Raw genomic sequence first — 12,999 nt, 5'->3', positions numbered from 1 at the left:
TAAACATCCGGGAATATGATAATTTCTATGGTGAAGATAGGGGGGAGATATCAGATTTCAGACGATTGAGCTTTGGTTCAAATGTTATTAAGACTGTGAATTGTGAATTTTGCTTCGCAAGTGAAAGGTGAATTTTAGACTTTAGATAGCAGACATCAGACTTTTATAGTAATTTAGAAAAAAATGGACTAGCAACCAGTAACTAACTCCCACTCTCAGACACTCATACCCTAAAACGCTCCGACTCAATTAGAAACTCGCTTTCACCTGCATACTTCCGATATGGATGGTTCGCTCTCCGGAATTCCTTCCTTCGTAGTTTAAATTAAGCTGAAGGAAAGAGTTGATCGCCTGTTGGATAAATACACTCCAAACCTGGTTTTTCCCGGGCTTAAGACCATCTAGCATCTGATTTCCTACAATACTGAAATTGTTTCCTGTGAAATTATTGTTGATGAAAGAAAAATTACCCCTGATCGAAGTTTTCTTGCGCTCCCACTGAATGGCCCCGGTGATATCAAAAGCCTTTAATAGTTCTTCGCCATCTATTCTCTTTTTCTGACGGTACGCAGAAGAAAGCTCAGCCTGAATGGCATCTGTAAATTTATAGGTGGCTTTCGGTTTTGTTTCCATGTTATTCAGACGGTAATCCCTTGTGGCAAAAAGCTGGGATGAGTTTTTGAGATCATGGACAGAATTTTCCCAATCCACCCTGAATTCCTTATTAAACCAATAACCCACATTCACGAAGTGAGATGTTTGCTGACGTTCCTCATTACTGAAATTGGCATTGATTAGGTTATCGTTGGTAATGAAACGGTAATTTCCGTTCCATCCTGATTTTTCAGTTGGATTGAATTGTACCGAAGCTAGAATATTCTGGTTTTTGAGGATTTGGTCGCTGTTTTTTTCAAAAGGATTCAATACCAGAACCTTGTCTTTTTTATAGAATGAGTTTTGTGAATTTAATGAAACATTAAAATTCCAACGTTTTAAAAATCCATTTTCAGAATTGAAAACAATCGCCGGATTGACAAATAATGCCAGCTGGATTTTATTTTTATTGGAAGGAATATAGCGTACCGAATTGGTGTAAATCCTGATGTACTGTGCTAAGTCGGAATATTCCGCAATTTCGAATTCATCGAGTTGCTGGATGCCATCTCCGTTGTAATCGGTCCATTTATAAACACCCTGTCCGTCCGTTACCTTTAGGTATTGGAATTCCCGCTGGGCTTCCTGCCCGTTTCCTAGTTCATAAAAAGCCTGCAGACGCATTCCGTTTCTGAATAACTGCTGGTTATACAATATATTTCCAACAACGAAGTCATTATTTCGGCTCACATCACCTTCATTGCTTTGATAGAAAAATTTTCGGTAGTGCACTAAAGCATTTAAAGTGGTTTTCTCTGTTTTAATCAGCTGACTTTCCGCCATGATCCCCAAAATGTTATTCATGTTTTCAAGCCTGTTGTTTCGCACAGAGTCATTGTCCCTCATATACACTTTGGCCAGTAATTTTGTACGGGTACTGTCACCGATTTTTTTCTGTACAAAAAGCTCTTTCCAGCTGAAACTGGTAACATCCATGAGTTGTGTATCATTATACTTTTTCTCATTATGTTCCATGCTTCCTCCGAAAGCCCAGCTTCCTTTCTTACCCGTAAATTCAGTGGAAGCCCCACCTCTGATGAACTTGGTGTCCTGAAGAGTAGCATTCGTATTCAGGTAAGATAAATTTCCTTTGGTGAAGAACTTTCCGGTTAGCCAGCCAAAATCCAGATCATTTTTTATCCCTTTGTAGGTATCCTGCTCATCCAGATAATTGATTCTGTAGTTCAGTGTGGATTTATTATTCCATTTATTTAAAAAGCTGAACGTAAATCTGTTCTGAGTTCGCTGGCTGAATTCCTGAACTAAGTTAAAGTCTCTTGAGAATTCCACATCATTGATACGGTCTAAAATATGAAACTGCTTATCGATGTACTGGTATTCAAAACTTGGAGTTCCTTTCCATTTGCTTTTTGTAAACGTTTTATTTCCGAAAACTCGCCATGCATACCCCATATTCTGGGCAGCATCTTTTGAAGAGAAAAGGTTCAGGTCATAATTACTCAGGGAGAAATCGGCGCCTATTTTTCCTTCTTTTAAAAGGTATTCGGAATTCACAGAATATACCTGTGATTTCTGAGGCGAAGGAAGTTTTCTAACAGCTTTGTAATCTCCCATATTATTTCCTACATACTCAAAAACACGTCCGTTATTGGTAGTCTGTGTAATTTTATAATCCCCTTTGTTGACCCCGAAATAAGTAAAGGATACCTGATAAAGTGTTTCATTCTGATCCGTGGAAAATTCATAGAAATTTCCTGCAGAATTCAGTTTGTAAAGGATTTTATTCACATCGTACGCTGTAACCACCCCTGATGGAGCATACATTAAGTCTGGGTTATTTCCGGCATCTGCGAGAATCTGTTCGTCTTCCTTAGAAAGATTGAGGGCAAGAGGAGCATTTTTGTTGTCATTTTCCATGAACCAATTCAGTCCTACTTTAAATTTTTCCCTTTGATGCTCAACTTTTCCGGTAAATAAATATCTTGAATAATTTCTGTTCGTATAGTTATAAGAGATCGTGATGAAATTCTGCTGGAAAATAGGTCGGAAACTGGTAAATGTTACCTCTCCCGTGTTATAGTTGATGATATAATCCTGGTTTTCCCCACGTTTCATTAAAATACCGTCAATAAATACCTGCTCAGACCCGGAAATGAGAGTGATGAACTGTTCACCGTTTTTACCGGTCAGTCGGTAAGGCCCCTGGTTACCTTCCACCCCCTGAAATCGGATCCTGTGAAACTCACTTCGGGCCACACCCATAGAAATATCTACAAACGTTTTATTTTCATCTCCAAACTCCGTCTGAAACTCAAGCCCCATACTTCGTCTCTGGAATTTTGCAAAATAATTTTTGGCTTCCACAAGATCAAGATGTCCGGCTCTGAGGATGGATTTATCCTTAATATTAAGCTGCATGTAAATCTTGTCAAACTCTTCCAGGGTTTGTGTATAGCCATCAGCCTGAATAGGCAGGTTGTGATCTGAGATACTGGCTAAAATAGTGACATCCTTCGAAAGGCGACCGGAGATCTGCAGGTCCATAGAACTTTGTACAGACTGCCCCTGATTGTTACCGAAAGTGATTCCACGGATAATGGAACCTTTTGAATTCAGTTCGCCGAGAAATCTTTTCTTATCATTTTTGGCGAGTACGGCTTCGTCTACAATTATTTTGTTGTTGGTTCTTACGAAATCAAGGGTATCCTTTGCAAAAATATCCTGTTCAAATTTTACAGCAAGAATACTGTCTTTCTTGATACTGTCCTGCGGAACGTTCGGATTTTTCCACGAAAATATTTGTGCATGAGCCGAAAATATGCCCATGAAAAATAAACCGATCAGAAGAAAAAAATTGCGCAAGCCGTTTAAAATAATTCGTAAAAATAACTAAAAAATGTTAATAGTTAGGGTTTTAGCATTATTAACAAAAAATTAACCTAATTATTGTATGGAGTGAAAAAAATCAAGTAATTTAGCCTCGGAAATTATTAATTATTAAAATTTTAAATCATGAAAAAACTTTATTCGTTAGCTTTACTAGCTTTGACCGGTTTCGCATTTGGTCAAATTAGCTTAGCATCACTTAACACAGCTTACACCCAAAATTTTGATGGCCTTGCAAATACCGGAACAGGTTCTTCTACATTATCTGGTACGCTTGCCGGTTGGAGCATTTCTGAATCAGGATCTAATGCTAATGGTACCTACACTGCAGATACTGGCAGTTTAAATGCAGGAGATACGTATAGTTATGGTTCAACAGGAAGTACAGACAGAGCATTAGGATCTATTGCAAGTGGTAATTTATTATCAAGATGGGGGGCACAGTTTGTTAATAATACAGGAAGCCAGATTACTCAGCTTTCCGTTGCATATACCGGAGAAGAATGGAGAATGGGGCAGGCTAGCAGAGGAACCAATGATCAGATTACCTTTGAATACAGTACTAACGCAACATCACTGACTACGGGAACATGGACTGCCGTATCAGCTTTAACTTATAATTCTACTGATGTTACAGGAGCTGCCGGGCTGAGAGATGGTAATAATGCCAGCTACAGAACAGCTCTTAGTGCAGCAATTTCCGGATTAAATATTGCAGCAGGCCAAACATTCTGGATCAGATTCGTTGATGTGAATATTGCAGCAACAGATGATGGTCTTGCTATTGATGATTTTTCTATTACTCCACAGGGAACTGTGCTAGGAACTATTGATAATAAAATAGCTGACAAAGCATTCATTAAGAATACTTCAGTTGATCAAGAAATTCATTTCGGTTCAAAAGCAGACATTAAAATTTTCAATGTTAGTGGACAGCTTGTTAAAACTGCGTCTGTTAATGAAAACGGAACTTTAAACGTAATAGATCTTCAGAAGGGGATTTATATTGTAGCCGGAAATATCAATGGTAAAGCGGTTTCTGAGAAAATAATTAAAAGATAATTTTAATTAATTGTTAATTATATGCCGTCATTTTAATATAATGACGGTTTTTTTGTACTTTTATCCCATAAATTTAAAACTTTTTGTAATGAAAAAAATCTTTACTGTTTTAGGATTAATTTCCGCTACGGCATTTATGAATGCTCAGATTGTGATTAATGAGGTGTATGGTGGAGGCGGTGGAGGTACTGCTGTATACATTAATGATTATGTAGAACTTATAAACTTAGGTAGCTCTACAGCCACTTTATCAAATGCTACATTACAGTATGCATCTGCAACTGGAACTTTTAATACATACGCAAGCTTACCTGCAGCAATAACTTTAGCGCCAGGACAAAAGTATTTGATTGAAATGGTTCCAAGTACGGCTAATACTGTGGGACAACCTCTTCCAACTGCAGACTTTAGGATTTTAAATAATACAAGCTTTGCAAACGGAAACGTATTTAATGGAGGATTCAACATGGCAGCAGGTAGTGGTAAGATTGCACTAGCGACAGGTGCTGTTCAGGTTGCTGCACCAACAAATGCACATGTTGTTGATTTTGTTGGGTATGGTACAGCTACTATGTTTGAAGGAACAGCTGCTGCTCCAGCTCCGGATGCTACAACTTCTGTTACCAGAAATGGTGCTGATACAAATAATAATGTAGCTGATTTTACCAAGACAGCTCCAACTCCACAAAATACAACTTCAGGTTCATTAGCTGTTTCTGACGTGAAAAATGCTAAAGCCGGAAACTTCGTAAAAAATACTTTTGTAAAAAGCGACGAAATCACTTTCGGTGCTGATGTGAAAGATGTGAAAGTTTACAATATGTTCGGACAAGTGGTAAAGTCTGCTTCTGTAAAACAAAACGGAACGGTAAACGTTTCTGAGTTGGCAAAAGGAAACTATATCATAACAGGAACTGTAAACAACGAGCCTGTATCTCAGAAGATCTTAAAAGACTAATTTTTTAGTTTCTTTTAAAGAATATACGCTCGGGCCATTTCGAAGAAATGGCCCGAGCTTTTTTTATAGAATTATTCTTTATAATACATTTTTTATTTGAAATGTATCGGTCGATGCTTCATGTAGATTGCAATATCTTTCTTTTTTAAACTATCCTTTAATAATCCTTATTTTTGTGGTATTGTTTTTGATATATTCCATATACAAATAAAAGTCAATGACTTTCCATCTGAACGGATGAAATAAGTCTGTTGAAAAGCATTTAAAAGTTAGTTTTCAATATAAAATGTTAAAAGAAGCAGCTGTATCTAACAGTTGCTTTTTTATGTAAACCAATTTCATGGGAACTATCAAAATGAATACTCAACTTCCAGCCTCCATCTTCCTTCTTCCGTTCCCTTAATACCAACCTCTTCTTGCAGCATTGATCACTGCTCCAAGATTAAGTACTAAAGTATATCTGATTCGTTTAGCATAATCTTTAAAAGAAGGTTCAAAACCTAAGGACGACTGTATCGGGAAATAAACTTCCAGGAAATCAGGAATCACGCGTACTTTAATGCCGGTGTCCCAGATGAATTCTGTCGGGCGGTTTTTGTTTTTATACATTCCAACATCCGCATACACATGAAATATCTTCCAGACACTTGAGTCTACATTCAGAGAAGTGATCCATTGATTGACAGATCCGGGAAGAAAAGATTTAAATCCTCCGTCAGCCAGGATAAACTGCTGAGCAAGCAAACCACTGTTGGCACTTTCGCCCAAAAGATTGTAGGAGAAAGAATAGTTTGAAACCCTTGAGATTCCATAGTTGAACATATTATTTCTGGTCTCATTCCTGATGAAATAACCGGCAAATAACCTGACGCTCAATTTCTGTTTAGGAGCAAATTCCCATCTGTAAAATCCTTCAGCGGTTATCTTATTAAAGTCTTCCATCCCCTGAGTGCTTAAACTTAAGCTTTTTTCATGAATCATCTGGCTGTCACTATACCCATATCCGGCAGTCCACAGGTTGTACTTGCCGTAATCTTTATTGGCAACCATTTTTGGACTTAGATCTCTTTCCAGATAATTGTAGGAAAAGCCAATGCTTCTGCTCACCGTACTTCGTGGATTTTTCCTAAAGCTGAAATTGGAAAATATGGAACCTTTTCTGTAAGCCAATCCGTAATCATAGTGGAAATAAGATCCCGACACTCCAAAAGTAATACTTCTGAAAATGCTTTCAGCAGGAAGAAAAGAGTAGGAGACAGCTCCTGATCCTGTCAGTTTTCCGGTTCCGGTACTGTAGGTAGGAGTAAATGAATAGAGGAACTTCTGATCGAAGAACGACTGGTTTTTTAAATTCACTCCCAAAAGGAATTTATCGTACGTATTGTTAAAACGAACCCTTGGGCTGATGTATATTTCGTTGTATTCAGGATTGGGAATATCCTTAATCAGTTTGAATTTTATTTTTTTTGCATTCGAAAACAGACCTTTTGCATACAAGAAGTTGTCTCTGTATTTTGATTCAGGGAAAATATAACCACTGTTAAGCGTTACTTTGTGGATATCTTCAGAAGCAGGAAGAGCGAAATTCGTAATCCCGTCATTTTGCTCTGTTTCTATCCAGTAAGATTTTTTCTCACCTTCACTGGTCTGGGTTTCCAGTTTTACAGGAATCGGAGAATCTGTATTTTTTGCGATTTTAATGTGGAGAGAATCATCTTCTTTTCGGACATTTTTTAGTCTGAAGTTAACCCTGTTCTTTTGTTTTAAAAAATCCGAGAGATAAGCCGATGTTTTGTCTTTCTCAGCTAAATCCTTCAGGAATTCTTCAGGATTGATTTTTCTGTCCGTATTTTTAGCGATATAATCTTTCAAAATACTGTTGAAATGATCGTAACCCATTTTTTCTGCCGTATAATTGAAAAGACTTCCCGTTTCAAAACTGCTGACTGCCATATCATTAAAGTTGCTCAAAACCGTAAACTTTTCACTGATCTTCTGATCCAGGTTCTGGGACATGATGTATTGATACGATAATCCGTAACGGTCGATCAATTTTACCTGGGAGGCATGGAATAATTTCAGAGGTTTTACCCCGAAAATTTTTGTTTCCGGAAGATTACCCAATAATTTGGTGTCTTTGTAAAACTTTTGAAGGTACTGGATTTCCAGATATGATTTTAAACCGTTTTTAAACCAGTGATGTTCCTGCTTATCCGCAATGATACTTTCGTCAAGGATCTTTTTGGTAATGATTCCGAAATAATCGAGATCCGTTTTTTCAGCATCCGTAAACAGCTGAAATCTGAATTTCCAGAAAGCAATATCATTATTCCCGAAGAAATCCTGTGACGACCTGAATTTATCCGAGATAAAAAGATTGGTCGGAAGGAAACCGATCTTCTCTTTAATAAATTTTAAATGTAAAGGAAGGTAAAACTCAAGATTCTGCTTTTCTTCCGGTTTCAGAGTATATCCGAACTTGATTTCGGTCTCTGATCCATCCACACTAACTTTTATGGAAGGAAGTCCGTTTTGTGCAATCACAAATTCAGGGTCGGAGTCAAGATACCCCTTGAATGAATTCATCTGAACCTGCGGGAGATTACCTTCAATAAAACTGTTGGGAGGAAGATCAAAATTAACGGTCCAGAAAGTGTTGAAACTTACGGACTCTTCAATATCATGATAATTTCTTTTGGAAATATTGTCCGGATCAAAATGATCCGGAACAATAAAGAAATATTTTAATGCTGTCATTTTATCAGATGTACCGTAGCCTGTAAATTTCTTGTCAGGAAGGGACATGCTGTAATGAAGCTGTAATGTAATGCTTTCGCCAGGCTTTAAGGCCTCTGTCAGAGGAAGAAAAAGATTTTCATCCGTTTTGGAGTTCACCGGAACCGGCTGCTGTGCTGAATTTTTAATATCTAAATCCAGAAGCTTACCAAGCTGCTCAGGTTTTGCAAAATGAAGGTCACTGCTGCGGTCTTCCAGTTTTCTATAAACCAGGGAGGTTCCTTTTTTGTTATATGCAGAAACCCAATTGAGGAGTTTCACCGAATGCAGGTCTTTGTCTGAATGATTGTAATAAACAATTTCCTGACTGACCTCCAGCGTTTTTCTGTCGGCAGATAATTTCGCTTCAATGTATATGCTGTCTTTTTGCCCAGAAACCTGTACAATTCCCCAAAACAAAACAAGGCATGTGGTGATCTTTTTCAATATCCTGTGATAAAGCCCAAATATAAACTTATTTTGAATATATTCAACAGCGTTTTAGCCCTGGATGGTATTTTTTTGCAAAGAATTAACATATGCGTTCCAGCCCTCGTTTTTATACATAATAGCAGCAGTTTCAGGATCATCAGATTTATAAATTCCTCTTCCAACAATGATGAAATCAGAGTGAAGCATTTTGAAGACATGTTCAGGCGTATTGTACTGCTGCCCTTTTCCGTCCCCTGAATCTGCAAGATTAACACCCGGAGTGAAAAGTAAAAGCTCTTCAGGAATCTGATTCTGGGATACTCCACCAATTACGTTTGGATGTGATAAAGCTACCTTAAGAGCCTCTTCACGGTAACTTGCTGTAGTGAGTGCTCCTTTGGAAGACATTCCTACGATGGCCACAACTCCTACATTTTTAAAGCAGTCTAAAGATTCAAATCCTCCGATCACCTGTGAGGTCACGAAATCTGCCCAGTCTGTAATTTTAAATACACCGCTGGTAAACTGAAGCTCCTGCGTGTTCCCGATATCTGCAAACTTTCTGTCTTCCATCAGTAAGAACTGGTGTTTTTCAGCCAATGCTTTTAACGGAAGAATGGTTTTTTCGTAGTCAAAATCTGAAATGATATCAATATGCGTTTTCAAAGCAATCACGTGAGGGCCTACTTTTTCAGCAAGCGCAAGTAATTCCTGTGTCGTGGTAACATCTGCTGATGCAATCAGGTTTGATTGTTTAGCTAAAGCCGTTTCAAGTAATTTTTTGGAAACAGAATGTTGTGCGTGTGCAAGTTTCTGCTCGTAAGAACTTCTTGTTTTTTCTTCAAACTGAATATGATTTCCCTGAAGAAAATCCTGAATTCTTTTTACTTCTTCATCAGACAGTTCTCCGGTTTCCTGTAGAATCGTACAAACTTCCGAAATATTGAAAAGGGTATGAACTCTGTATCCTTTGCTTTCCAGCAATTGTTTTCCGCCCTGTTCTCTGTCCAAAACCACAACGATATCAGCTACTTTCAGATCTTCCTGTTCTACCTCTGCGATGGTTTCCACAAGAGATTTTCCGGAAGTGATCACGTCTTCTACTAAAAGACAGTTCTGTCCTTTCTGATAAATTCCTTCGATCAGCTTTTTCGTTCCGTAGTTTTTGGCTTCCTTTCTTTTAATAATTAATGGAATATAACTTTCCAAAGACATAGCAGTAGCCATCGGAAGCGCTGCATAAGGCACCCCGCAGATTAAATCAAAATTATCCAATGGAAGCATTTCCAACAGATAATTAGCCAGATTTTTTAAGATTTTCGGGTCTGAAGCCAAAGGTCTCAGGTCTACATAGAACGGACTTTCGATGCCGCTTTTCAAGGTAAACCTTCCGAATTTGATGATGCCCAGCTTGTAGCACTCTAAGAAAAATTCTTTTTTACTTTCCATTATTTTTTATTAGATACTGCAAATTTAATGATTTGAAATAAGGCTTAAAAATTTATCCGTCATTTGTCAATAAAAAACCATCCCGAAATGTGTCAGGATGGTTGAAGAATATTTCTGTAAATTATTATTTTACAATTTCTGCGTCGATAACTTTTGTTCCGTTCAGCCTCTGTTCAGCTTCCCACAGTAAGAATTTATCCACTTCTTTGATCAGCTTCGGAATCGTAAGCGATAATACAGCTAAGTCATCCATGACACCCAATACAGGGACCGCGAATTCAGGAAGAAGGTCTATAGGGGAGATCACATATAAAAGTCCCAGAAGCGGAAGGATGATATCAATGGATCTCATCGGATATTCTCCTTTTCTCCATAGTTTTACCATTCTGAAGATGTCAGGGATTTTTTTTACGAAACCTTTATGGCTGATGGCCTCTTTTGCAAGATTCAATTTTGAATATTTCATTTTGTGTTTAGTTTTAATAAATTTTTCAACACAGTAAATTTCGCAAATTTTATACCAATAAACTATAAAATTTAGTTAAATAAATTACTTGATGATATTATCAATGAACTGATGCACAGTCTCTGTGTTCCAATCTCTGTAGGCATCCTCCTTAATGATGATTCTTCCATGCTGATCGATAAGAAATGTGGTAGGAAATACTTTCGGAAGTATTTTTTCTGAAATTGGGCTTTGGGCAATATACACAGGGACGTTATAATTATTTTCCTTTAAAAACTTGACTACTGCCTCTTCCTTGTCATTCATCGCAATAAGGACAAAATCTACATTTCCTTTTCTTGAATCATATAATTTCTGAATGGTAGGCCATTCTTTTCTGCACGGCGGACACCAGGTTCCCCAGAAATTAAGGAAAACAGGTTTGTTCTTAAAAGTCTTAAGATTCGTACTTGGCACATTGATTCCTTTCAGCTCAATATCATAATCCTCTTCACTTACATGTACGGCATTTTCAATCGTAGCGATTGGAAAAAACTGGTCTCTGAGGTATTCTTTCAATCCCGGTACAAAAGCGACCACACCAATAATGATGATAAGGACAATATAAATGATATTCTTTTTCATGCGTTGATCTTTACTGTTATTTTAAGCCGTATGGAATTCAGTCTGTCATTATAATAATTCTAAAATCTCCTGAACTGCATCCTTACCTCTGTTTTTGGCATAATACAATTGAAGATCGTTGTAAAAATTATCTTTCGGATAAGCTTCAGGATCGGCCTTGTGCTTCATTAAAAGTTCGTATCCGTATTTTGGACGGGGTCCCCATGAATTTTTCACATTAAAATCTTTGTCCAGAATGATCACTTTTGGGATAGATTCAGTTCCGTTGGTCATAAACTGACCGATCAGACTTTTGTCACTGTCTCTCAGGAAAATTTTGACATCATTGTGTCCCTCAAAAAAGGTTACAAGAGCGGGAACGGTAGCACTGGCATCGCCGCACCACGCTTCTGAAATGATGAGAATTTTTCCGTCAAAATTTTTAGCGGCCAATTCCTTTAACTGTTCTTCATCTGGAACATACTTTTTAAGGGTTCGGTCCATTCTCTGAAGTCCCAGTTCGTAATATTGTTTGTATTCGGTTTCCTGTTGGCTGGAAGGATTTTCCAGTCTTTCTCTTCCGATACGGATATATTCTTCAAAAGAAATACCCTGATCCCAGTAATTTTTCATTACTAAAGTATTTTATTAAAAATTATTAATGTTTCTTGTCTTGTTAATCAAAAACAGGTCAGCCAGCACAAATGCAGCTAAGCTTTCCACTACAGGAACCGCTCTTGGCACTACACACGGATCATGACGTCCTTTTCCTTCTACGATCACTGGATTTCCATATCTGTCTACACTGTCCTGAGGTCTTAAAATAGTAGCCACAGGTTTGAATGCCGCACGGAAATAAATATCCATTCCGTTGGAAATTCCTCCCTGGATTCCTCCTGAAAGATTAGATTTCGTCGTAAAATCTGTATTGAAAGCATCGTTATGCTCCTTTCCTGTCATTTTTGCCCCGCAGAATCCACTTCCGTATTCAAATCCTTTGCAGGCATTGATATTCAGCATTGCTTTGCCTAATTCTGCCTGAAGTTTAGAGAAAATAGGCTCTCCAATACCTACAGGAACGTTTTTGATCACGCAGGTAACCGTCCCGCCAATGGTGTTACCTTCCTTTTTAATTTCCTTGATCCTTTCGATCATTCTTTCTGCCGTTTCAGCATCAGGACAACGTACGTCATTGCTTTCCGTTTTGGAAAAGTCGAGTGCCTGGTATGGTTTTTCACAGAAAATATCGCCTACGGAAGAAACATAGGCATTGATCTCAATACCTGATAAAAGCTGTTTGGCCAGAGCTCCGGCAACGACCCAGTTGATGGTTTCCCTTGCTGAAGATTTTCCGCCTCCGCGATAATCTCTTATCCCAAATTTCTGGTCATACGTGAAATCTGCATGGCTCGGACGATACGAATCTGCTATATGATCGTAGTCCTTAGACTTCTGATTTTCATTTTCTATAATAAAACCGATTGGGGTACCCGTAGTTTTTCCGTCAAAGATTCCGGAAAGGAACTTTACTGTGTCGCTTTCTTTCCTTTGAGTGACTATCGCAGACTGGCCCGGTTTTCTACGATCCAATTCATATTGAATTTTATCGAAATCTACCGTTAATCCTGCCGGAAAATTATTGATGATACCGCCGTAAGCCACGCCGTGACTTTCTCCAAATGTTGTAAGACTGAGAAGATTACCTAATGTGTTGAACATGATACAAAATTACCTATTTTTCTTCAGATAATAA

9 protein-coding genes are annotated in these 12,999 nt (G+C 37.9%); 2 read left to right on the top strand and 7 right to left on the bottom strand.

The window, feature by feature from the left end:
* Positions 1–249: 249 nt before the first annotated feature.
* Positions 250–3,441 (bottom strand): hypothetical protein, encoded by a 3,192-nt coding sequence (locus LC419_RS05340; protein ID WP_223606384.1) that lies wholly within the window; start codon positions 3,439–3,441, stop codon positions 250–252.
* A 186-nt stretch (positions 3,442–3,627) separates the two neighbouring features.
* Between LC419_RS05340 and LC419_RS05335 the strand changes: the two genes are divergently transcribed.
* Both LC419_RS05335 and LC419_RS05330 read left to right on the top strand, forming a co-directional pair.
* Positions 3,628–4,563: a T9SS type A sorting domain-containing protein gene (locus tag LC419_RS05335; protein ID WP_223606383.1), complete on the top strand. Its 936-nt coding sequence runs from the start codon at positions 3,628–3,630 to the stop codon at positions 4,561–4,563.
* An 88-nt stretch (positions 4,564–4,651) separates the two neighbouring features.
* A complete protein-coding gene (locus LC419_RS05330) occupies positions 4,652–5,521 on the top strand; it encodes a lamin tail domain-containing protein (RefSeq protein WP_223606382.1) in 870 nt (289 codons plus the stop codon).
* A gap of 399 nt (positions 5,522–5,920) precedes the next feature.
* On the opposite strand, the gene LC419_RS05325 is transcribed toward LC419_RS05330, so the two are convergent.
* The 6 genes from LC419_RS05325 to aroC all read right to left on the bottom strand — a co-directional run bounded on the left by LC419_RS05325 (position 5,921) and on the right by aroC (position 12,965).
* Complete coding sequence (locus tag LC419_RS05325) at positions 5,921–8,743, bottom strand: aminopeptidase (RefSeq protein WP_223606381.1); 2,823 nt, start codon at positions 8,741–8,743, stop codon at positions 5,921–5,923.
* Between the two features lie 54 nt (positions 8,744–8,797).
* Positions 8,798–10,177, bottom strand: a complete 1,380-nt coding sequence (gene pyrF / locus LC419_RS05320; protein ID WP_223606380.1) for an orotidine-5'-phosphate decarboxylase — start codon at positions 10,175–10,177, stop codon at positions 8,798–8,800.
* Between the two features lie 124 nt (positions 10,178–10,301).
* Positions 10,302–10,643: a YkvA family protein gene (locus LC419_RS05315; protein WP_034723657.1), complete on the bottom strand. Its 342-nt coding sequence runs from the start codon at positions 10,641–10,643 to the stop codon at positions 10,302–10,304.
* Between the two features lie 84 nt (positions 10,644–10,727).
* Positions 10,728–11,267 (bottom strand): TlpA disulfide reductase family protein, encoded by a 540-nt coding sequence (locus tag LC419_RS05310; RefSeq protein WP_223606379.1) that lies wholly within the window; start codon positions 11,265–11,267, stop codon positions 10,728–10,730.
* A gap of 48 nt (positions 11,268–11,315) precedes the next feature.
* A complete protein-coding gene (locus LC419_RS05305) occupies positions 11,316–11,879 on the bottom strand; it encodes a thioredoxin family protein (RefSeq protein WP_223606378.1) in 564 nt (187 codons plus the stop codon).
* 15 nt (positions 11,880–11,894) lie between these two features.
* Entirely contained in the window at positions 11,895–12,965 is a 1,071-nt protein-coding gene (aroC, locus tag LC419_RS05300; protein WP_223606377.1) for a chorismate synthase, read from the bottom strand.
* Positions 12,966–12,999: the final 34 nt, after the last annotated feature.

Source organism: Chryseobacterium sp. OSA05B, assembly GCF_019970065.1.
Taxonomy (GTDB): Bacteria; Bacteroidota; Bacteroidia; order Flavobacteriales; family Weeksellaceae; genus Chryseobacterium.
The sequence above is the reverse complement of the archived record's forward strand: the minus strand, read 5'-3'. Positions and strand labels throughout refer to the sequence as shown.